Raw genomic sequence first — 20928 nt, 5'->3', positions numbered from 1 at the left:
CGCCCCGACCGGGATCGCCCGGTCGGGGCGTTCGTTCGCGACGATTGCGGTTCGGGTGCTCGGCTGCCGGGGCGCTCGCCACTCGGACGCTCGCTACTCGGGTAGTCGGCCCCGGCGTTCGGCCGTGGGGTGGGCGACCCTCGGGTCAGAGGGCCACGCCGAGGATCGCGTCCAGGGCACGTGAGGCCACGCCCGGCGCGGACATGTCGTCGCCGCCGTCGGCGAGTTGCCGGGCCGCCCACGCGTCCATCGCGGCCAATGCGCCGGGCGCGTCCAGGTCGTCGGACATGCGTTCGCGGATCGTGGCGAGCAGTTCGGTGGTGTCCGGCCCGTCCGGGCGCCCGACCGCCGCGCGCCAGGTCGAAAGCCGCGTCCGGGCGTCCGTCAGAACCTCGTCGGTCCATTCCCAGTCGCTGCGGTAGTGGTGGGCCAGCAACACCAGGCGAATCGCCATCGGGTCCACGCCTTCACGGCGCAGCTTGGACACGAACACCAGGTTGCCGCGCGACTTGGACATCTTCTCGCCGTCCAGGGCGACCATGCCGGCGTGCACGTACGCCTTCGCGTACGGCACCTCGCCGGTGACCACGTGCGCGTGCGAGGCACCCATCTCGTGGTGCGGGAAGGCCAGGTCGCTGCCGCCGCCCTGCACGTCGAAGCCCATGCCCAGGTACTTGAGCGCGATCGCCACACACTCGATGTGCCAACCGGGCCGACCCGCGCCGAAGGACGCGTCCCAGGACGGTTCGCCGGGCCGGGCCGCGCGCCACAGCAGCGGGTCGAGCGGGTCCTTCTTGCCCGCCCGCTCCGGGTCGCCGCCGCGCTCGCCGAAGATCTCCAGCATCCGGGCGGCGGTGTAGCCGGACACGCCGCCGAAGCTCTCGTCCGACGCGATCGAGAAGTAGATGTCGCCGTCCACCGAGTAGGCGGCGTCCTTTGCGAGCAGGTCCTCGATCAGCGGCACGATCAGCGGGATCGCCTCGACGACGCCGATGTAGTTGGCCGGCGGAAGCACCCGCAGCGAGGCCATGTCCTCGCGGAACAACGCGGTCTCGCGCTGCGCCAGCTCGACCCAGTCCACGCCGTCCCGCTCGGCCCGCTCCAGGAGCGGATCGTCGACGTCGGTGACGTTCTGCACGTAGTCCACTGCGTGGCCGGCGTCCCGCCAGACTCGCTGAAGCAGGTCGAACGCGACATACGTCGCGGCATGCCCCATATGGGTCGCGTCGTACGGGGTGATGCCGCACACGTACAACCGCGCGACCGGTCCCGGGGTGATCGTCACAAGATCGCGCACGGAGCTGTCGTGCACGCGCAGGGACGCACCCTGACCAGGGAGAACGGGGAGCTCGGGTGCAGGCCAGGCATACATACGTATGAGACTAACGTCCGCGGGGGCGGAAGATCTTCCAGGGTTGGCGGACCAATTTCGGCGTCTTTGCCGAATGGCGCGCCGGGCTGCGGGTACCGGCTACCAATCCTGCCGCCGGGACCGGCCCGTGCCCGGCATCGGCCGCACGGTGTCGGGGTCTCGGTCCCGCTCGACAGGGCGTGGGGCCGGCCCTGCCTCCGGCCGTGCTCAGATCGGCGGCCAGGGGATCACGTGTCGGCGGCCGTCCGGTTTCGGGAGCCGGTCCTCGGTGAGCAGGACTCTCACCCGTTCGCGGGTCGCGGCCACCTCGTCCGGCGTAATCAGCTCGCCCAGTCGCATGCCGAGCGGCCCCGCCAAGTCGGCCGCCAGCGAGGTCAGCGCCGCACGCGCGGCGTCCGGCAGCGGCTCGCCGGCCCAGCCCCACAGCAGCGTGCGCAGCTTGTCCTCGGTATGGAAGCAGACGCCGTGGTCGATCCCGTACACGTGGCCGTCGGGACCGGGTAGCAGGTGGCCGCCCTTGCGGTCGGCGTTGTTGATCACCGCGTCGAACACGGCGATCCGGTGCAGTGCGTCGGCGGCGGCGTGCACGAGCAGGGCGGGCTGCTCCTTGCCGTGCTCGTCCGGGACGACCACGTGCGCGATCGGCTTCCAGGCCGGGCCCGGGTCCGCCGCGGGCAGGATCGCCACCGGCTCGGGTTCGTCGTCGGCCGGCGTGTGGTCGATCCACAGCTGGCACATGCCCGCGCCGTAGGGCCCCTCCCGGAACACGGTCGTCGGCACGATGTTCCAGCCGAGAGCCTCGGAGACCTCGTAGGCGGCCACCTCGCGTCCCGCCAGCGTCCCGTCCGGGAAGTCCCACAGCGGCCGCTCGCCCGCGACCGGCTTCCACACGCACGGCAGCGACACCCCGTCCAGCGTGGCCACGCAGTACAGCGTCGCGTTGGAGGCATCCTCCAGGCGCGCCCGCACCGCCAACTCGCCCCGGCGCAACAGCTCCGGGACGGCCGCGGCGTCGAGAACCGTGTCGGTCAACGCCGGTATCCGTTGGCGCGCGGGCAGATGTGGCCCTCCGGGTCCATCGGCAGCCCACAGAACGGGCAGGCGGGCCGGCCCGCCGCCACCACGAGCAGCGCGCGCTTGGCGAACGCCCGGGCCTGACCGCCGGTGAGCCGGACGCGGAGCAGCGGCGGGCCGTCCTCGTCGTCGTCATCGCCGAGCAGGGTGTCCTCGGGAGAGTCGTCGTCGGGCACCTGGGCCTGCGCCTCGACCACGAGGCGCTCGTCGTCGGCGTCCCACGCGAGCGCCATCGTGCCGACCCGGAACTCCTCCAGGATCGGGGGCAACAACGGTCCGGCGTCCTCAAGTTCGGCCGGCGTCACGGCCGGCACGGCGGTCTCGCCGCCGGTCCGACGAACCAACTCGTCGAGCAGTTCGTCGACGCGTTCGGCCAGGACGGACACCTGGGTCTTCTCCAGCGCGACGCTGGTCACGCGGCCGGCGGCGGACGCCTGGAGGAAGAAGGTTCGCTGGCCGGGCTCACCTACGGTGCCGGCGACGAACCGCTCCGGGGGGTCGTACAGGAAGACCTGGCGGGGCACGAGCTGCTCCGTGTTTCTGTCGAGAGCGGGACGGGGCTGGGTGGCGGTGCCGGGGGCGATGCCGGCGGCGGTGCCGGGGCGATCTGTCGGCGGGTCGAGCGGTGCTCGACGGTGGTCGGTCGGGTTGGTGGGCGGTCGGGCGGTCGGTCGGTCGGGCCGGTGGTGCGGCGGATGTGCGCCGGGCGCGGACCCGGTGTGGGTCGTGCACGGGTTGTATCCGTCGGGTCCGGGGCGGTATTCCCGGTGAACGTTCCCGGGTGATCCTGCCCGTTCCTGCTCGGTTCGATCTTGCCCGGGTGTTCCCGTCGGTCGGAATCGGCGAGGGCGCGCGGGGGGAGTACGCCCTCCCAAGCACCCTACGGCGCGCCGGCTCCACCGCCCACCACCGCGTCACCGGACCCCGACACGTGCCGCCCGTCGGGCGCCGGCAACAGGCCGGCCACCGAACCGCCGGTGTCGTTGAGCCGGCCGACGCTCGGTCGATGCGCGCCGTACGTGATCACCGTGAGCGAGCACGGGTCGACCTGGATCCGCTGGAACAGGTCCAGATGCATCCCGAGCGCGTCCGCGACCAGAGCCTTGATCACATCGCCGTGCGAGCAGACCAGATACATCGCGTCCGGACCGTGCTCGGCGGCGATCCGCTCGTTCCATTCCCGCACCGCGTCCACGGCCCGAGCCTGGGTGGTGCGCAGCGCCTCGCCGCCGGGACCGGGGAAGGTGACCGCGCTCGGGTGGACCTGCACGGTCCTCCAGAGCGGATCCTCGGCGAGCTTCTTCAACTCCTGCCCGGTCCAGTCGCCGTACCGACACTCGCCGACCCGCTCGTCCGGCTGCGCACCGGCGTCCAGTGTGAACTCGGTGCCGAGCCGGGCCGTCAACACCGCCTCCGAGGTCTGCCGGCACCGCTCCAGCGGACTGGTCACCACGGCCGCGAGCGGGACCTCGGCGATGCGCTTGCCGAGTGCCGCGGCCTGTTCCTCGCCGCGCTCGTCCAGGAACACCTCCGGCGTCCAACCGGCGAGCACTCCCGCGGAGTTGGCCGTGGTCCGCCCGTGCCGAACAAAGAGCACCGTCGTCATGGGCGTAAGCCTATGCGCCGGCCCGGGACGGACCGCCGCCGGTCGGGGGTGGTGACCCGAGGCGGCGCGGGCTCGGCGCGCCGCGTCCCGCGACCCCGGTCGGCTCGTACCGCCGCAGCTGTGCGGGCGCCCCCGAGCGGTCCTCCGAGAGCGTCCTTCGAGCGGGCACCCACGAGTGTGCGCCTCGCGGCTCGGCGGCCCTGCCCTCGGGCAGCCGGCAAAATGGCCCGGTGATCGTCGACTGCGCCATTTATGCCAACGGCCGCCGGACCCAGGGCCCCGCCGACTTCTCGGATGCATTGGACCAGGCCCGGCGGGTCGGCGACTCGTTCCTGTGGATCGGGCTGCACGAGCCGACGCCGAGCGAGTTCGATCTGGTCACCAGCGAGTTCGGGCTGCACCCGCTCGCCGTCGAGGACGCGCTGCACGCGCATCAGCGACCCAAGCTGGAGACGTACGACGATTCCGTCTTTCTCGTGCTCAAGACGCTGCACTACTACGACGAGACCTCTTCCGTGGAGACCGGCGAGCTGATGATGTTCGTCGGCGACTCGTTCGTGGTGACGGTCCGTCATGGGCCGGGTGCGGAGCTGAAATCCGTCCGGCGTCGGGTCGAGAAGCAGCCCGAGCTGCTCAAGCACGGTCCGGGTGCGGTGATGTACGCGGTCGCCGACGCCGTCGTGGACGCCTACCTCGCGATCGCGGGCGAATTGGAGACCGACCTGGAGGAACTGGAGGCGCGGGTCTTCTCGCCGAGCCGGGAGAACGACGCCGAGCGGATCTACCTGCTCAAGCGTGAGGTCCTGGAATGCCGCCGCGCCGCGCTGCCGCTGATCGAGCCGATACGCAAGCTGGCCACGGCGGACGTCGCCTTCGTACCCGCGGAGACGCGGCCGTTCTTCCGCGACGTGGCCGACCATGTGACCAGGGTCACCGAACAGATCGAGTCCTTCGATCGCCTGTTGTCCGACGTACTCGGCGCGCACCTGGCGCAGGTGGGTGTCCGGCAGAACGAGGACATGCGCAAGATCTCCGCGTGGGCGGCGATCTTCGCGGTGCCGACGATGATCGCCGGCGTGTACGGCATGAACTTCGAGCACATGCCCGAACTGGCATCGGTCTGGGGTTATCCGGGAGCGGTCGCCCTGATGGTGTGCTCGTGCATCGTGCTGCATCGCATGTTCCGCAGGAGTGGGTGGTTGTAGCGCCGGGGTGGGCGCGACCTTCCGATCGGGAGGGGCGGGGGTGTCGTCGGTGTCGTCGCGGGTTGCGAGCCCGTCGTGGCGCCTTCGCCGTTGTCGTTCGGGTCGTGTCCGTTCCCTTGTCGTTGCTCCTGTCGTGTCCTTTGTCGCGGACGGTCGTTGAACCACGTACCGGCCGTGGCGGGGATGCACTGGACTCCCCCGCCGCGGCCTGATTTCGTTCCGTGATCGATCAAGCGGTGGACCCTGACGCCGCCCACGCCGGACTCTCGTAGGCTTCTGCTTGTACAGACGCGGCGGAAGCAGGTGGGGATGTTCGGCAAGTCGGGCAGGCAGCGCACATCGGGGACGCGCCCGGCCCAGGTTCCGGGGGCCGGAGCCGCCGGGGCCGACTGGTCCTCGCATACCCAGCTGGAGGACGCGGTCCGGTCCTACCTGCTGCATCCGGACGTCGCGCTGGAGGCGTTGGGCTCGGTGCTCGGCCGGCGCCCGGTACGCGGATTCACCCTCGAACGGGTCGTGGACATCAACGCGAACGGCACCTCGGTGTGGCAGGAGGCCGCGGTCTGCGACGACCGGCGGCTCGTGCTGTGGCACAGCGAGGACATGACCGACCCGTCCGCCCCCGGCGGCACCGTGTTGGACTCCTCGGTGCAGGTGATTCCGCTGGGCTCGGTGTCGCACGTCGGGATACGGACACTGGTCGGCACCGACCACGACGGGCGACGCCAACTGCGCGGTGCGTTCGTGTTCTTGGCCACGCCGACGCTTCAGGAGGTGGCCACCGTGCGCGGTGAGGACGGGACGTCCACCGGGCGCTTCCGGCAGGAGGCATACCGGTTCAGCAAGTCCCTTGAGGACGGTGGGCCGGGCCAGATCCGCCGCCTCCTCGAATTCGCCGAGGTGATCGCGGCCCGGGTGCCGGGACCGCGCTGACGGGTGTCGTCGGGCGGCTGGGCGCTTGCCGTCGGGTGAGTGGAGCCGCCTGCTTCGGGTGACTCGGCCGAGTGGGACCGTCCGGCTTCGGATGGGCTGGACTGTCCGGCTTCGGGGGAGCGGGGCGCTCGTCGTACTCGGGTGAGTGGGGGGCGGCGCGAGCCGGTCGGTGGCGGGCCCGGGATTGCGGACCCGCCGCCGTACGACGGCTTCGGTCGAGCCGCGATGGCCCGGTGGGGTCGGCCGGCCTCGGTCGGGCTGCGCCGGCCGGTCGGGTCCGGTCGGGGCCGGGCCGTCGGACTTGCTAGGACCCCGTACCGGACAGTTCCAGCGCCTCGGCGGCGATCCGGAGCGCGGCGACCCGTTCGTCCAGGGTGGTGCCGTTCGGCGCGATCGTCAGCGTCGTCACACCCGTGTCGGCGTACGCCTGCATGCGCTCGGCGATCCGTTCCTTGCCGCCGAGCAGGCTGGTCTTGTCGATGAAGTCGTACGGGACGGCCGCGCCGGCACCCGCGTAGTCCTTGGCCAGGAACTTGTCCTGGATTTCCTTGGCTTCGGCTTCGTAGCCCATCCGGACCGCGAGCCGGTTGTAGAAGTTCTGGTCCCGGCTGCCCATCCCGCCCACGTACAACGCCGCGTAACCGCGCACCTGGTCGGCCGCCTGCCGGGGGTCGTCGCCGACCACGAGCGGAACGGTGGGTACGACGTCGAAGTCGGTCATCGCCAGACCGGCCTTCTCCCGGCCCGCGCGGACGTGTACGAGCGATTCCTCGGCGTGCTCCGGCGCGTAGAAGACGCCGAGCCAGCCGTCGGCGATCTCGCCGGTCAGTTCGAGGTTCTTCGGGCCCACCGCCGCGATGTACAGCGGGATGTGCTCACGCACCGGGTGCACGGTGAGCTTGAGCGGCTTGCCCGGGCCGCCGGGCAGCGGCAGCGTCCAGTTGGTGCCCTGGTGGTCGACCCGCTCGCGGCGCATCGCCTTCCGGATCACCTCGACGTACTCGCGGGTGCGCGCGAGCGGTTTGTCGAACTTGACCCCGTACCAGCCCTCGGACACCTGCGGCCCGGACACACCCAGGCCGAGCCGGAACCGGCCGCCGGAGAGCACGTCCAGCGTTGCTGCGGTCATCGCGGTCATGGTGGGCGTCCGGGCCGGGATCTGGAAGATCGCCGAGCCGACGTCGATCCGCGTGGTCTGCGCGGCGACCCAGGACAGCACCGTGGCCGCGTCCGATCCGTAGGCCTCCGCGGCCCAGCAGACCGCGTAGCCGAGACGGTCGGCCTCCTGGGCCACCGCCAGGTTGTCGGCGTCGTTGCCGGCACCGAAGTATCCGAGGTTGATACCGAGTCGCATATTCGCGGACCCCCTGTTGGGCGTGGTTCGAACCGGTTCGAGACGGTTCGACTGGTGTGCGGAGTTGTGGCGTGTGGGTGGTGCGGCGTGGCGGTGTGTTGTGGTGCTGCGGTGTTGCGGTGGTGGTGCGGTGTTGCGCCGTGACTTGTGGCGATGTCGCCCTGATCGTCGGGTGAATCGTCGTGTGTTCGATGTCGTTCGTGGTGCCCGGGTGGGCGGTCGATCCGGGCGGGCCGAGCAGCCTGCCTCGGCCGACCATACCGTGTGACCTACCCGTCGGTAACCTACTCGGACGGCGTACCGCCGAACGGCCCCGCCAACGCCGGCACGGGGGAGGGAACGACTAGTCTCCGGTGCCATGGAGCAGCGACATCTCGGCCGCACCGGCCTGCGGGTCTCCCGCATGGGCCTGGGCACCATGACGTGGGGACGAGACACGGACGAGCACGACGCGGCCGACCAGATGAAGGCATATCTGGACGCCGGCGGCAACCTCGTGGACACCGCCGACGTGTACGCGGACGGCGAGGCCGAGTACATGATCGGCCGACTCCTGGACGGGTACATCCCGCGCTCGGAACTGGTCATCGCGACCAAGGCCGCGAGCGTGCCGTACAGCGAACGCCGCTTCGACGGCTCGCGCGGACACCTGCTCCAGGCCCTCGACCACTCGCTGGCCCGCCTCGGCACCGACCACGTCGATCTGTGGCAACTTCACGCCTACGACCCGTCCACGCCGCTGGAAGAGACCCTGCACGCACTCGACCTCGCGGTCACCAGCGGCCGGGCCCGCTACGTCGGCGTCTCCAACTTCTGCGGCTGGCAACTCGCCAAGGCGGCCACGTGGCAATCCGCTGCTCCCGGCCGGGTGGTCGTGGCCAGCACCCAGATGGAGTACTCCCTGCTCCAACGCGGCATCGAACGCGAGGTCCTGCCCGCCGCCCTCGACCTGGGCGTCGGCCTGCTCCCGTGGTCCCCGCTCGGCAGAGGCGTCCTGACCGGCAAGTACCGCCACGCCATGCCCTCCGACTCCCGCGGCGCCTCCGCCCATATGGGCCCCTTCGTCGCCCCCTACCTGGACGAGCACTCGCGCCGCATCGTCGATGCCCTCGCCACCGCCGCCGACGGCTTGGGCGCCGCCCCCATCGAGGTGGCCCTCGCCTGGGTCCGTGACCGCCCCGGCGTGGTCGCCCCCATCGTCGGCGCCCGCAACGCCACCCAACTCCGCGCCTCCCTGGCCGCCGAAACCGTCGTCCTCCCCACCGAAATCCGTTCCGCCCTCGAAGACGTCTCCCAACCGATGACGGGCTACCCGGACCACACTTGGAGCCAGGCTTAGGGGGTGGGGTGGCGTGGCGGGGCGCGGTGGGACGGCCGACGTGAGTCGGCCGCTCTGCGTGAGGCCGCGGCGTGGTGGGTGGGTGCGGGTGAGCAGGTCGGGCCCTGGGCGGGGCCGAGCCGGGATCCGACGGAGCCGGTTGCGCTCACGCGACGGGAGGCGCCAAGCGGTTGCGCCGTGCCGATTTGGCACGATCGTTTCCCGCTGGGACCGGCGACGCCGGCGCTTGACAGAGCCGCGCGGGGTGTTCGAACGGACCAATCCGGGTCGGGTGGGGAACGCGAGCGCAGGGGCTGGGTGCTGTGGGCGCCGCAGGGTGGGGAGTGCGGATGTAGTGCGGAGTGAGCGGTGCCGGCGACGCAGATGAAGCGGGCGAGGTCGGTTGTTGCTGCGGCGGCGAAGGTGGAGTGGGCGGCGCGCGCACTGCGGGCCACGCGCGTGCAGCGGTCGGAGCGGGTGCTGCCGGCGGCGCGAACGGCATGGGTAAAACACGAGCAGGATGGGCGGCGTGGCCGGAGCGGCCGGAGCGGGTGATGCCGGCGGCGCGGTGGAGTGGGCGGCGCGAATGTTGTGGGTAGCGCGAGTTGTGTGCGCGGCGCCGGTGAAGTGGATGATGCCGGCGGCGCGGTGAGTGGCGTGGACAGCGTGGGTGATACGAGTGGTACGGGCAGTGTGGGTGGCGCGAACAGTGTGGGTGAAGCGAGTGGCGCAAGTGGTGCGGATGGCACTGACAGTGCGAGTGACGCGGACGGTGTGGGCATGAACGGCGACGGTTCGCACGGCGGCGCCGAGGACGCGGCCGAGGACCGAGCCGTGTCCCCGTCCGAGCCGCCTGGCAAGGCCCGAGTCGAAGCCGGACCCGAGGACCGCGAGGACCGATCCGGGGCCCCGACCGCCGAGGGCGGGCCCGAGGACGGATCCGCAGCCTCGACGAGGGCCCAGGGCCGAGTCGAAGCCGGCCCCGAGGTTCATTCCGAGCGCTCAAGCGAAGCCCAGGTCGAGAACACGACCGTGGCCCGGCCTGAAGACGGTTCCGGGCCCGCGGATGATGCCGGCGTCGCGGTCTCAACGGAGGCCAGGCCCGAGGCCGTAGGCGAAGCCCGTGCCGGGGCCCGGCCCGAGGGTGGATCCGGGGTCTCGGGCGATGCCCGCGTCGAGGCCGGGGCCCGAGGCCGATCCGAAGGCCGACCTCGGGGTGAGGGCGAGAGTCGATCCGCGGCCGCGGGGACATCAAGGACCATCGAGCCCGCATCCTCGCTTGCGCAGGCCGGTTCGACCAGCGTTCCCGACAGCCGACCAAAGCCCGACCCGGTGGCCCTCCTGCGCGACCAACTTGCGAGATTGGAGCGTGGCGAAGCCCCGACAGTCGTCGGCGGCGTAGCCCACATCGACGCCCCTCGCCCCGACGGCGCCGAGCGTGCCCGCAGACGTACGGCTCTGGCTGCCGAGGCCGCCGAAGCCGCAGCGGCGGCAGCCCTTGCCGCCGAAGCTGCCACTCGGGGGGAGGCCAACCAGGCCTCGGCCGCCCACGAGTCGGAGCCCCACGAGGAGAGCGCCGCTCTCGCTTCCCGACCCGTACTCGACATCGAGCTGCCACCAAGCGCAGCCAACGAGAGCACCGCTCTCGCCACGTCGGGTGACGCGGACCCAACATCGGCCGCAGACGCAGAGGGCGTGTCGGTTGCGGCACCAGGTCCGGGTGTCGAGAGCAGTGCTCTCGCCACTGAGGACGTCGCGACCCCCACGTCGACTTCGGCAAGCGACACCGAATCGTTCGGAACGCCGAATCCGGATAGCGAGAGCACTGCTCTCGATGCTCCCGAGGTCGCGAACCCAACGTCGCCTGCAATCGGCGACGCCGAATCCGAGGCAGTGCCGAATCAGGATGCCGAGAGCCCTGCTCTCGCCAGTTCGGCGGCGGCGACGACGGGTGGCAGCGCGCCGCACGCGGAAACCGAGAGCACTGCTCTCGCCGATCGGAATCGGGCAGACGAATCAGTTGAACCGAACGTCGAGAGCAGTGCTCTCGATGCCCCGTCGGGGACGGCCTCAACGCCGGAGGGCGCGCCAAACGAGAGCGGTGCTCTCGCCGATTCGATGGCCGCCGGCACGTCGCCGAATCGAAATCCGGCGAGCGGTGCTCTCGATGTCTCGCCCGGCACCGAGCCAACGTCGGAGGGTGTGGCTGGCGAGAGCGGTGCGCGCGTCGACTCGATCGCCGCCGGTACGTCCTCGGATCGGGATGTCGAGAGCGGTGCTCTCGGCGGTGTGCTTCCTCGCGATGCCGAGCCTGGTGCGGAAAGTGAGAGCGGTGCTCTCAATGGAGAGCGGCGTCAAGCCGCGGGCCGGGCGCAGTCGCATGTCGGCCCAGCCTCGGACAACGCCGCTGCCACACCGGGTTCGCCGATTTCGCCGCGGATTGGCACCGGGACCGGCGGCGGCGGTTGGACGGGGCCCGGCCTGGAAGTATCGCCGGCCACGCCCGCGATGTCCGCGGTACCGTCAGCCACGCCACCCGACCAGCCCCGGCGGCCCTTCGCCGCCGTAGTCGCGGATGTCGCCCGGCTCCTGACCGCCGCCGGCGCCCCCGAGCGCATGGCCCCTCAGGTAGCCACCGCCCTGGGAAGCGAGGCCGCGGAACTGTTGGCCGCAGACCCCTGGACGCTACTCGCGGTACCCGGGATCGCACCCCAACAGGCCGACCTGCTCGCACGCGGAGCACTCGGCGCCGGCTGGACCGCCGACGACCGACGACGGGTGCGCGCGATCGTGTTGTGGTTGCTGCGACGGGCCGCCCGGCAGGGTGATACCGCGATCGAGGCCGATGCCGCGCGGGCCGCGCTCGCGCACTTCGAGGTGAGTGATCCGGACACGGCGCTTCGGGCCATACTCGCCGAGGGCTGCGTGATGGCCTTCGCCGCCGCGCCGGCCGGACCAAGTGAGGACAACGGCGATGTCGACGAAGTCGGGGAATCCGACCACGACTTCGAGGCGGATTTCGAGGACGAAGTCGAAGAACCCGACGAACTCGCCGCCGTCGGCGGTGTCCTGCTCGCCCTCGACGACTATGCCCTCGCCGAGGAGGCCATTGCCGAAGCAGTCGTTCGGCTGCTGTCGACGGTCGAACCATGGCCGGAGACCGGCGACACCAAGCTCGATCGTGCGCTGAGCACCAACGGAGTCCTGCTGTACGCCGCCGGCCCCGGCGAGGAACCCCCGGCCGCAGTCCTGACCGTCGCCGCGCACGCCGGAGAGGCCGGCCTGCGCGTAGCCGTTGTCGCGCCGACCATCGACGGCCGGGACCGGCTCGGTGCGGGCACGGTCGGACTCCGGGAACTCGCCGCGATGGAGCGCGGCCCGGACGGCACCCTCGAACTCGACCTCCTCGTGGTCACCGACGCGACACTCCTCGACGTCACCGCTGCCGCCGCAATCTTCGAGGCAGTACCGGACGGCGCCAGGCTCCTCCTCGTCGGCGATCCAGCCGGCCTCGAATCGACCGGACCGGGACGGGTGTTCACCGATCTCGCGGCCACCGGTACGATCCGCGCCCTGGTCGCTCCGACCGTCCCCGAAGGCCCGCTGGAGGCACTTGCCGACGGGATTCGTGACGGTCGGCTGCCCCCGATCCAGGACCCGGAACGCCGTGCCGTACTGATCCCGGCCCGCACCGGGGAGGAGGCCGCCCACCGATGTGCCCAACTGGTCGCCGACTCGATTCCGCGTGCGATCGGCATCGCGGCCCGGGACGTGCTGGTGGTAGCTCCCCTCGCCACCGGCCCCGCCGGTGCGACCGCGCTGAACGTCGCGCTCAAGGCAAGGCTCAATCCGAGCCCCGAATCAGGCCCCGAAGACGGGAGTTCCGCTCGGCGAGACCACGGCGGGACCGCAGCGATCGACGTCGGCGACCGCGTCATTCGGGCCACGCCCGACCCAAGTAGCGGTGTGGTTCAAGGAGTTGTTCGCGACGCCCTCCCGGACGGCCGAGTCGTGGTGGCCTTCGGCGCCGCTGCCCCCGAAGCGATCCACCGGGCTGAGCTGCGCCATGGCTGGGCCTTGACGGCTCGTCAATCCCTGGGCATCCGCCGCCCGGGAGCGGTGGTCGTACTCCCCTCCGAAGGCGCCGATGCCTACACCCGAGCCCTGATGTACACGCTTGTCACCCGAGGCGAACACCACGTCTCGATCGTCCACGCAGCGGGCCCGGCCCTGGCCACCGCGGTTGCCGCCGACCCGACCCGCCGGCGAACCACCCACCTCCAGCAGGCAATGCGCGAGGCGATGAACTGAGCCGAGGTCCGGACGCCGCGTTTGAGGCCGCCGTAGCGCCGGCTCGGACGCGGCTTCGGCCCGAAGTTCGGTGGGAAGGACGCCCGGTGCCGGTTCGGCACGACTTTCTGGTGCCTGCCTGGGGTGTTGTTGCGCCAGGTGCGTGGGCGTCCGTGTCGGGCCGTTGTTCGCCGGCAGCTGTCGGCTTTGGGCGGGACTTGACTTGTCGTACGCCTGCGGGATGGCCGCCCCCTGGGGGCGGCAGGGATCTCCAGCCGGCGCGATGGCCCCGGCCGCCCGTGGATTGGGCCCGCTGCCGAGTTCCGTTTCCCGGCCGCCGGTTGGGTGACAGCAGGCCCGACTGCCACCATCGAGCGTGACCGGCGCCGCCGCGGGGCCCGCCTTTCCCGCGCTTCGATCCCGGCCGGTTGCGGTTGCCGCTGAGATTGAGATGGTGTGCGGGGGTTCGGCGCGGTGCGGGTACGCCGTTCGCAACACGATGCTTGAACCCGTGTACTCGGCGAACGACCGCTTGGTGAAAGGCTCGATCGGCTGTCGAGCGCGGCCCAACTGTTCGACTCGGGGTTGGGCGGATGGGTAGCCCCGTCGGGCGGCGCCATGTTGCTTGCGTCGAGCCCTTGTGGCCGTTCGTTCTCACGGGAGGCACACGCCTGCGTTCAAGGGACGACTGTGGGCATCGCCGCCGTTCACACCTGCCACGACCCGTGGACCTTCGTGCAGAGTCCGGTCCGGGGTAAGCCCGCCCGAGTCCGTCCGCTTGGCGGCATCGACGCGTTCTTCGGGAGTCGACGCCGTGATATCTCGGCGGTTGCCGTGGATGTCAGGCCGCAAGGTGCTCGAACACACTGTCCCAGAACGGGGAGTTATCCACCTCGGGTTCGATCGCGGCCATGTGTACGCGGAGTTCGGCGATTGCCGCGTGACGGATCCCGTCGTCGTCGGTTTCCAGGGCGTCGCGCCGTTCGAGGACCAGGCCCAAGAGCACGGCCAGCGTCGGCAACGAGGAGGTGGCAACGCCTTTGTCGCCGTCGCCGTGGTCCCAGCCGGAGGGATCGTAGTGGTTGATCTGGCCGAGGTCGGTGTCGAGCATCAACTGCTGGTCGAAGTGGATGCCTATCGTGAAGCAGAAGTTCTCGGGCGGCGAGTCGTCGTCGGGGTAGCGGCGCCCGTACAGTTCGTCGGCGTCGAACAGGTACGGCTCGTCGGCGTCCCGTAGGTGCGTGGAGTCGAACTCGACGAGGTCGATCGCGACGGCGGGAAAGCCGGTGGTGGTCAAGAAGTTGCGAGTCTCGCGGTCGGTCAGTTCCTCGGGAAGGTCGGCTTCCTTCGGCCGCCAGAGCGAACCGCTGCCGAACCGGGCTTCCAGCCATGCGGCATCCGGGACCCGAGGCGTTTGGTTGGCTGTCGTCATCGGTGTCTGAACCCCCTGTGCTCCGTTCTCGCACCACAGTCAATCGCACGGTCGTTGCGCCGGCTGCAGGTGGGGCAGCGCGGCAGGCAGGCGGGCGACGCTTGGCCGGGAGGCGGGTGCGGGTGATGCGTGGGCACGGAATGGGAGGCGACGCGTGAAGTGACGCCGCGTAGAGGCCGGACGGGCGGCTGTAGTTCGCGATGCCGCGCGAAGTCCGCCGGTACGTGGGGCTGCGGCTGCGGGCGGGGACGGGGGCGGGGGCGGGGGACGGGTGCGCGGCTGCGCGGGCGTGGCAATTGGTCTGGCGACGCCGGATATCGAGAGCGGTGCTCTCGCGAGCGGGGGCCGATTTGGGTGGCGTCCGACCGAGGGCGAGAGCACTGCTCTTCGAGTGCAGGACGGTACTTCTGCCCGGAATCCCGCGAGAGCAGTGCTCTCGGTGTCTTAAGGCGCCGAGATGTGGCGATATCTGGTGGGCGCGGCGCAGCGACGGAGAGCAGTGCTCTCGGTGGGCGGGCTGGGTGGGTCTCGGCCGGTCCGAGATCGGGTCGAGTCCGGATCTGGCTTTGAGCCGAGACCGAGTCGGGATCAAGCCCGCGAGAGCGGTGCTCTCGGTTTGGCGGGCAGCGGTGGTGCGTTGGGGCGTGTGCGTGGGCGTCGTCAGATTGCCCCTATGGGTGACAGCGCAGGTCTTCGGGCGCTGGGGGAGGCGGACCCGGGAGCGTGTTGGGTCGTCAGTCGGCCAGGCGTTCGCCGGTGGACGTCGAAAACTTGTGGATCTCGTCGGGGCGCGGCGTGAGATGCAAGGTATCGCCCTTGCGGGGGACACGGCTCCCGGCGACGCGGACGACCAGGGTGGTGGGTGTATCCCCGACCCGGGCGGTGCCGTACACGTAGGCGTCGGAGCCGAGTTCCTCGACCACGTCCACCGTGATGGCCAGCCCGCGTGCATCCGTGCCGGACGTGACCTCCAGATGCTCGGGGCGGATGCCGACCGTGATCCGGTCCGCGTTCTCCGCTCGGGTGGTCTCGTGCGCGTCGCGGGTGAGTGGGACCAGGACGTCGCCGAAGCGGATGCCGTCCCCTGTCAGTTCCGTGTCGATCAGGTTCATCGACGGTGAGCCGATGAAGCCGGCGACGAATACGTTGATCGGCCGCTCGTACATCTGGCGCGGGGTGGCGACCTGCTGGAGGATGCCGTCCTTGAGTACGGCGACGCGGTCGCCCATGGTCATCGCCTCGACCTGATCGTGCGTCACATAGACCGTCGTCGTCCCCAACCGCCGCTGTAGCCCGGCGATTTGGATGCGGGTCTGGACACGGAGTTTGGCGTCGAGGTTGGAGAGTGGCTCGTCCATCAGGAATACGCGGGGCTCGCGGACGATTGCGCGACCCATTGCAACGCGCTGACGTTGACCGCCGGAGAGGGCCTTCGGTTTGCGATCGAGGAATTCGGTCAGGTCGAGGATTTTTGCTGCCTCGGTGACTCGGCGGGTGATCTCGCCCTTCGATTGGTGCGCGATCTTGAGTGCGAAGGCCATGTTCTCGGCCACCGTCATGTGCGGATAGAGCGCGTAGTTCTGGAACACCATCGCGATGTCGCGTTCTTTGGGCTCAAGGTTCGTGACGTCGCGGTCACCGATGCGGATCGTGCCGGAGTTCACGTCCTCCAGACCGGCGAGCATGCGCAGAGCGGTGCTCTTGCCGGATCCGGACGGGCCGACCAGTACCAGGAATTCCCCGTCGCCGATGTCGAGTGAAAGTTGGTCGACGGCGGGCTTGTCGCCCTTGGTGTACCGGCGGGTGGCCCGGTCGAAGGTGACGGTAGCCATGATGTCGTTGTCCCCTCACCCGGCAGGAACGTGCCGGACGGTCCGAGGTAGTGGGGGCATCAGCGTGCCGGGCGCCGAGCGGCACCGGATCGGGGCGCGCGGGACATATCACCCACGTGAGTGACAGCCCGTGCGCCAAGCGGCCGCTCGTAACGCCTTTGCGCACGTGCGGCCCCGAGACCCCCGACAGGCGACGGGACGCCGACTCCGTCCGCGGGCCTGCGGACCTGCGGGCCGGCCAGGCTCACGGGGTTCGACTTTTTCGGGTGCGGCCTGGTTGGCTCGTCACTGTCGGTACGTGTTCCGAGTGTCCGCGTACTCATTGCCCAGGTGTCGGTCGGGCCGATCGGCCGCCGGCCGGGTGCCAATCCGTCCGGTCCACCAGGTTCACCATCCGACTGCCGCCCATACGGCGGTCCGCCCGTCGTCCGTATGCTCGTCGGCCGCCCGGCTGTCTGCGGTCTGCGGTCTCCCCATCGGTGTGAGATGCCCACCTCGGTCCGCCGCCACTCGATCGCGGCCTACTCCTCGGCCCGCTCCTCCGCTGTCAGTCGCCGGCCGGCCGCCATCCCACGGACACGCCCAACGCTCGCCATCCGGTCACCGCCCGCCCGCCGCTCGACCGCCATCGGCGCGCCCGTCGGCCAGGCGCCCGTCCGCTCGTCCGCTCGTCGGTCCGCCGGCCCGTTGGCCCGCGCGCCGGCCCATCCGCTCGCCCGCCCGTTGCCCGCTGGTCCGTGGGCAGAGGAAGCCCACGACCTGCTCAGTCACCGCACGCCCAACAACTGGACCAACGGCCGCAGATCCCGCCGCGATCGGGGGCCCGGTCCGTGCCGAGTGGGCAAGCGCCAGGTGCGGATGCGGCGGTGCCGGATCGGGTGTGACGGTCGGGCGTGGGCGAGTGACGGCGTGCGGGATCCGCGCCGGCCGCAGCTCGGTATGCCGAGCCCGAGGCGCCTCAGCCTGGCCTGCCGTGCCGGTCCGGGGTGCTTCCGGTCGAACGACCACGCGGCCGACCTCTCGACGAACGGCTCGATGACGCGGGCGACTTCGCGCGTTGAGGCATCGGCCGGCCATGTGGTCGTCCTGGTTCGGCGGCCCCGGAAGGGCCGCCTCCGCCGATGGTTTCCAGCGCCCACGGATGGCTTCGCCGTACGGCCGTGCCCGTCCGAGCACGCCGAACGGCCCAGCTCCATCGGCAGCTTCGTGGGCCGACGGACCGACCCCGGTCTACGTACGGTCGTTCCGGTTTCGTGTGGCGAACGATCCAACTCAACGGATGGCTTTGCCGCGTCGTACGGATCGCACGACTGCGAAGCCGCCCGTTGCATGTGGAGGTGCGTCGGTAGCGGTTCGGGACGGCCGCCGGTGGTGGGGGCGTCGGTTGGTCGGTCGGTCAGGTGGTTTCGAGGACCTCGAAGGGGTCGCCTACCCGGAGGACGCCCGTGCCGTTCGAGGGGAGTTCGGGGATCAGGTTCTGGCCGAAGATCAGCTTCTTGCCGAATCGGCGGTGTTTGCCGAGGGCCCTGAGCGGCTCGGCGCCTCGTTCGCCGCTCCGTTGGTCGGTTGTCGTGATCACGCAGCGCGAACACGGCTTGACGACGCGGAAGATGGCGTCGCCGATGCGGACTCGGCGCCAGCGATCCTCGGCCCAGCCCTCGGGCTCGTCGATGACGACGTTGGGGCGGAAACGGTTCATCGGCAGTGGAGAATCCATGACGGCGTTCAATGATTCGAGTGAACCCGTCGTCGTCAGCAACAGCGGAAATCCGTCCGCGAAGCTCACCCGATCGGACGCATCCGCGTATCGCTGATCCGGCGTTCGTCGAGTCGGGTCGTCGAGATGTACCAGTCGGACGTCGAAGCCCAGCAGCTTTCCGAACCACGCGTGCGCGTCGTCCGGGCCCAGGGCGGCCTCGAATTCGTCGTTCCACACGGTCACCGGGACGAGCCGTGTGTCGGCAGTCGGCTCGACCCACAGTTCGTCCATCGAGGGCGTCCGCACGGTCAGTCGCCCGTTCGTCTCTTGACGTACCGTCACGGTCGCCAGCAACGGCTGCTTGCGCTGACTGAGGAACCGTCCGGCCTCGTCCACGAGCATCCAGCGTCGGTCGCCGGCAAGGCCCCACGGTTCGACCACGGCCTCGGAGAGGTCTATTCCGCGTGCGGACTTGATCGGATACATGTGCAAGGAAGCGAGGTGGCGCATGCCTTCACTGTTTCACGCCGGCCCGGGGAAGCCGACGGGGGATCGGTGCGACGCCGTCCTGCTCGGGACATTGCCGCACTGCGTGCGGGTGGTGCGACTCGGTACTCGACTCGTGCGCGCGGCGCGTGGGGTGGCGTACGGCTGCGCGAGATCAGTAGCGAGGCGGGAACTGGCCCGGCTCGCCCATGTTCGGCACGCGCGGTGTCGGTACCTGCGGCGGCTGTACGTACTGCGCGGCGTACTGCCCGGCGCCGGGCTGCGGTGCCTGGTGCACGGCCTGCTGGGGTGCCTGCGGCGCGGCCGGGGCCATCGACGCGTACCCGGACATGGGCGCGTTGTTGTACTGGCCGCCTCCGTACTGCGGGGAGCCGCCGCCGTACTGCGCCGGAACCGGCAGCGGAGCGGGCAGCGACTGCATCGGGGCAGGCGCGTTGTAGCCGTAGCCCGGGGCGGACGAGCCGTACGTGGACCCGTATGCCGGGGCGGGCGACGAGTACGAGGACGGCAGGGCGGGGAGGGCCGGGAGCGCCGGTCGTTCGCCGAAGAGCGGGTGCATGGCGAAGTCCGGTACGGGGAGGTTTAGGGGGCCGATCTCCGGACGACCCCGTTCGGCTACGAGCCGGTCGTAGATCGGGGTCTCCGAATACGACGAGTAGATGCCGCCGTCATAGGCGCGAGCCGAGGTCATGGCTGATAAGGTACGCGATTTGCGGCGCCGGCGAACCCCCTGGGTCGTGACGAATTTCAGCGGGTTGTGTCTGAACTTCGTCAAGGCTTGCCGATGGCCTGGACCGGGGCAGTTCCGCAGCCTGCGCAGGGCATGTGATAGGGCGTCACATTTCGGTCGAATCCGCTGTCCCGGGCGTCTGGCCTTTCCCTGATCGGCCGGAGCATGATGCGGTACGAGCGGGCTTCGTCACCCGGAGTCGCGATCGGGTTCCGGGTGTCGAATCCGCCAACGTCCCGGGCAGCGTCGCCCCGCCGGTGGGTGCCGGCCTGCCCACCCGGCCGGGGAGGACCAAGTGCGGCACGATTCGCAGAAGGCGCAGGACGGGCGCGTCGAAGGGCAGGCGCAGGCCTCGCAGACACAGGCGTCGCAGGTGCGGGTGGAGGGGCAGGCGCGCGATGGGGCGCGCGATCGGGGTCGGGAACGGGCTCGTCTTCGGCGGGGCGATAGGTGGAGTGGAGCGGCGGCGCGGGCTGCGGAAGACGGCGCAGTGGCGCGCGTGGTGGGTGACGACGGGGGCGCGGTTGGCGGGTTGGTTGGGCCGGTCGGGTCGGATGGCCCGGGTGGGGTGCACGGGCCGGCTGATCCGAGTGGGCAGGACGCGAGCGGCGGTGTGGGCGCCGGATTCGGGTCGGGCGTGGGCGGTGCGTCGAAGGTCGGTTTCGGGGCGGGGTCGGTCGGCGAAGGAGCGGTGACGCGCGTGGCGGAGGCGGGCCGGGACGGGCGGGAATCGGACAACTTGGGTTCGGGGCATCGAGGGCGGGTGGATCGCAGGCAGGGCGCCGGCGGGGGCGGGCGCGAGTGCGGGCGCGGGCGCGGGCGTTCGGATCATCCGGGCGAAGATGAGCCGGCAAGCGAAGATCTCAAGAAGGACGATCTCGCAGGCGGCGATTGGGTGGGCAACGGCCGGCTCGGCGGCGGCCTGGGGTACGACCTGGGGTTGCGTGATCGTCCGATGGAGGAAGCGCGTGTGCAAATCCCACTGAGGCAGGGTGATTTGGCCGGCGATGAGGTATTGGCTTCGGGTGGTGCCGACCGAGGCGATGGGCGGCGCGATCGTCTGGCGCAAGATGATTTGAGTTGCGGGAACACTGGCAACGGTGACGGTGGTCCGGCTTCGGTCGATGGGCGCCGAGACGGTCTGGAGTCCGCACGTCTGAAGCAAGTCGAGGTGGTCGATGACGGCGTGGGCTGCGAACGTGCGGCGGGTGATGGTCGATTCGGCGGGGGCGCCCGGAATGACCAGGCCCGAGTCGAGCGCGCGGAGGATGGCCGAGGGCGCGACGGTCTGGAGCGAGACCTTCTTGGCAAGGCATACCCGGATCGAGGCCGTCCGGGGCGAGATCGCCTTGGTGGCGGGCGTTTTGACGGCGGGCGCCTCGATGGTGCGCGTGCCGGCGGGCGCTTCGATGAAGATCGTCTTGGGCAAGACCATCGGGGGCGAGACTCCTTGGACCGAGACCGTCAGCGGCGAGAGCCCCTGACACGAGAACGCGTCGAGCGAGGGTGGCCTGGACGGGCTGGGCGAGACGGCCCGGGGCGGAATGGTCCGGGGCGAGACGGTTTGTCGCCGGAT

At 70.7% G+C, this 20928-nt stretch carries 14 protein-coding genes; 5 read left to right on the top strand and 9 right to left on the bottom strand.

The genetic code is table 11. The annotated features are described in order from the left end of the window. Nucleotides 1–145: 145 nt before the first annotated feature. The 4 genes from mshC to ABZS54_RS11745 form a co-directional block, all read right to left on the bottom strand. Complete coding sequence (mshC, locus tag ABZS54_RS11760; protein WP_355533714.1) at nucleotides 146–1372, bottom strand: cysteine--1-D-myo-inosityl 2-amino-2-deoxy-alpha-D-glucopyranoside ligase; 1227 nt, start codon at nucleotides 1370–1372, stop codon at nucleotides 146–148. A gap of 207 nt (nucleotides 1373–1579) precedes the next feature. Then, nucleotides 1580–2404 carry an SCO1664 family protein gene (locus tag ABZS54_RS11755; protein WP_355533712.1) on the bottom strand — a complete coding sequence of 275 codons (825 nt, stop codon included), beginning with the start codon at nucleotides 2402–2404 and terminating at the stop codon, nucleotides 1580–1582. Beyond that, entirely contained in the window at nucleotides 2401–2970 is a 570-nt protein-coding gene (locus tag ABZS54_RS11750; RefSeq protein WP_355533710.1) for a DUF3090 domain-containing protein, read from the bottom strand. Before ABZS54_RS11750 ends, ABZS54_RS11755 begins: the two co-directional genes overlap by 4 nt. Before the next feature lie 356 nt (nucleotides 2971–3326). Further along, nucleotides 3327–4052 (bottom strand): histidine phosphatase family protein, encoded by a 726-nt coding sequence (locus ABZS54_RS11745; RefSeq protein WP_355533708.1) that lies wholly within the window; start codon nucleotides 4050–4052, stop codon nucleotides 3327–3329. Nucleotides 4053–4282: 230 nt separating this feature from the next. On the opposite strand from ABZS54_RS11745, the gene corA reads away from it, so the two are divergent. Together corA and ABZS54_RS11735 are read left to right on the top strand one after the other, a co-directional pair. After that, a complete protein-coding gene (gene corA, locus ABZS54_RS11740; protein WP_355533706.1) occupies nucleotides 4283–5257 on the top strand; it encodes a magnesium/cobalt transporter CorA in 975 nt (324 codons plus the stop codon). Nucleotides 5258–5566: 309 nt separating this feature from the next. Beyond that, on the top strand, nucleotides 5567–6190 hold the full coding sequence (locus tag ABZS54_RS11735; RefSeq protein WP_355533704.1) for a hypothetical protein: 624 nt from the start codon (nucleotides 5567–5569) through the stop codon (nucleotides 6188–6190). Between the two features lie 304 nt (nucleotides 6191–6494). On the opposite strand, the gene ABZS54_RS11730 is transcribed toward ABZS54_RS11735, so the two are convergent. Continuing rightward, on the bottom strand, nucleotides 6495–7544 hold the full coding sequence (locus ABZS54_RS11730; protein WP_355533702.1) for an LLM class F420-dependent oxidoreductase: 1050 nt from the start codon (nucleotides 7542–7544) through the stop codon (nucleotides 6495–6497). A gap of 358 nt (nucleotides 7545–7902) precedes the next feature. Here ABZS54_RS11730 and ABZS54_RS11725 point away from each other — a divergent pair, with 358 nt between their 5' ends. Both ABZS54_RS11725 and ABZS54_RS11720 read left to right on the top strand, forming a co-directional pair. Then, nucleotides 7903–8883 (top strand): aldo/keto reductase, encoded by a 981-nt coding sequence (locus tag ABZS54_RS11725; protein WP_020551207.1) that lies wholly within the window; start codon nucleotides 7903–7905, stop codon nucleotides 8881–8883. A 759-nt stretch (nucleotides 8884–9642) separates the two neighbouring features. After that, a complete protein-coding gene (locus ABZS54_RS11720; RefSeq protein ID WP_355533700.1) occupies nucleotides 9643–13173 on the top strand; it encodes a helix-hairpin-helix domain-containing protein in 3531 nt (1176 codons plus the stop codon). Between the two features lie 820 nt (nucleotides 13174–13993). On the opposite strand, the gene ABZS54_RS11715 is transcribed toward ABZS54_RS11720, so the two are convergent. The 4 genes from ABZS54_RS11715 to ABZS54_RS11700 all read right to left on the bottom strand — a co-directional run bounded on the left by ABZS54_RS11715 (nucleotide 13994) and on the right by ABZS54_RS11700 (nucleotide 19313). After that, complete coding sequence (locus ABZS54_RS11715; protein ID WP_355533698.1) at nucleotides 13994–14584, bottom strand: SUKH-4 family immunity protein; 591 nt, start codon at nucleotides 14582–14584, stop codon at nucleotides 13994–13996. 734 nt (nucleotides 14585–15318) lie between these two features. Further along, nucleotides 15319–16416: a sn-glycerol-3-phosphate ABC transporter ATP-binding protein UgpC gene (gene ugpC, locus ABZS54_RS11710; protein ID WP_355533696.1), complete on the bottom strand. Its 1098-nt coding sequence runs from the start codon at nucleotides 16414–16416 to the stop codon at nucleotides 15319–15321. Nucleotides 16417–17812: 1396 nt separating this feature from the next. After that, a complete protein-coding gene (locus ABZS54_RS11705) occupies nucleotides 17813–18625 on the bottom strand; it encodes an MOSC N-terminal beta barrel domain-containing protein (protein WP_355533694.1) in 813 nt (270 codons plus the stop codon). 151 nt (nucleotides 18626–18776) lie between these two features. After that, on the bottom strand, nucleotides 18777–19313 hold the full coding sequence (locus tag ABZS54_RS11700) for a DUF6643 family protein (RefSeq protein ID WP_355533692.1): 537 nt from the start codon (nucleotides 19311–19313) through the stop codon (nucleotides 18777–18779). 1217 nt (nucleotides 19314–20530) lie between these two features. Here ABZS54_RS11700 and ABZS54_RS11695 point away from each other — a divergent pair. Then, the gene (locus ABZS54_RS11695) at nucleotides 20531–20836 is read left to right on the top strand and encodes a hypothetical protein (protein ID WP_355533690.1); all 306 of its coding nucleotides are present in this window, start codon (nucleotides 20531–20533) and stop codon (nucleotides 20834–20836) included. Nucleotides 20837–20928 lie beyond the last annotated feature (92 nt).

The sequence above is a fragment of the Embleya sp. NPDC005575 genome, from assembly GCF_040605455.1.
In the GTDB taxonomy this organism is placed as follows: Bacteria; Actinomycetota; Actinomycetes; order Streptomycetales; family Streptomycetaceae; genus Embleya.
The sequence above is the reverse complement of the archived record's forward strand: the minus strand, read 5'-3'. Positions and strand labels throughout refer to the sequence as shown.

Bases quoted from the DNA above. Each gene is read 5' to 3' on its own strand.
- mshC (WP_355533714.1), bottom strand. From the start codon at position 1,372: ATGTATGCCTGGCCTGCACCCGAGCTCCCCGTTCTCCCTGGTCAGGGT.
- ABZS54_RS11745 (WP_355533708.1), bottom strand. From the start codon at position 4,052: ATGACGACGGTGCTCTTTGTTCGGCACGGGCGGACCACGGCCAACTCC.
- ABZS54_RS11735 (WP_355533704.1), top strand. From the start codon at position 5,567: ATGTTCGGCAAGTCGGGCAGGCAGCGCACATCGGGGACGCGCCCGGCC.
- ABZS54_RS11730 (WP_355533702.1), bottom strand. From the start codon at position 7,544: ATGCGACTCGGTATCAACCTCGGATACTTCGGTGCCGGCAACGACGCC.
- ABZS54_RS11725 (WP_020551207.1), top strand. From the start codon at position 7,903: ATGGAGCAGCGACATCTCGGCCGCACCGGCCTGCGGGTCTCCCGCATG.
- ABZS54_RS11720 (WP_355533700.1), top strand. From the start codon at position 9,643: ATGAACGGCGACGGTTCGCACGGCGGCGCCGAGGACGCGGCCGAGGAC.
- ABZS54_RS11715 (WP_355533698.1), bottom strand. From the start codon at position 14,584: ATGACGACAGCCAACCAAACGCCTCGGGTCCCGGATGCCGCATGGCTG.
- ugpC (WP_355533696.1), bottom strand. From the start codon at position 16,416: ATGGCTACCGTCACCTTCGACCGGGCCACCCGCCGGTACACCAAGGGC.
- ABZS54_RS11705 (WP_355533694.1), bottom strand. From the start codon at position 18,625: ATGCGCCACCTCGCTTCCTTGCACATGTATCCGATCAAGTCCGCACGC.
- ABZS54_RS11700 (WP_355533692.1), bottom strand. From the start codon at position 19,313: ATGACCTCGGCTCGCGCCTATGACGGCGGCATCTACTCGTCGTATTCG.
- ABZS54_RS11695 (WP_355533690.1), top strand. From the start codon at position 20,531: ATGACGGCGTGGGCTGCGAACGTGCGGCGGGTGATGGTCGATTCGGCG.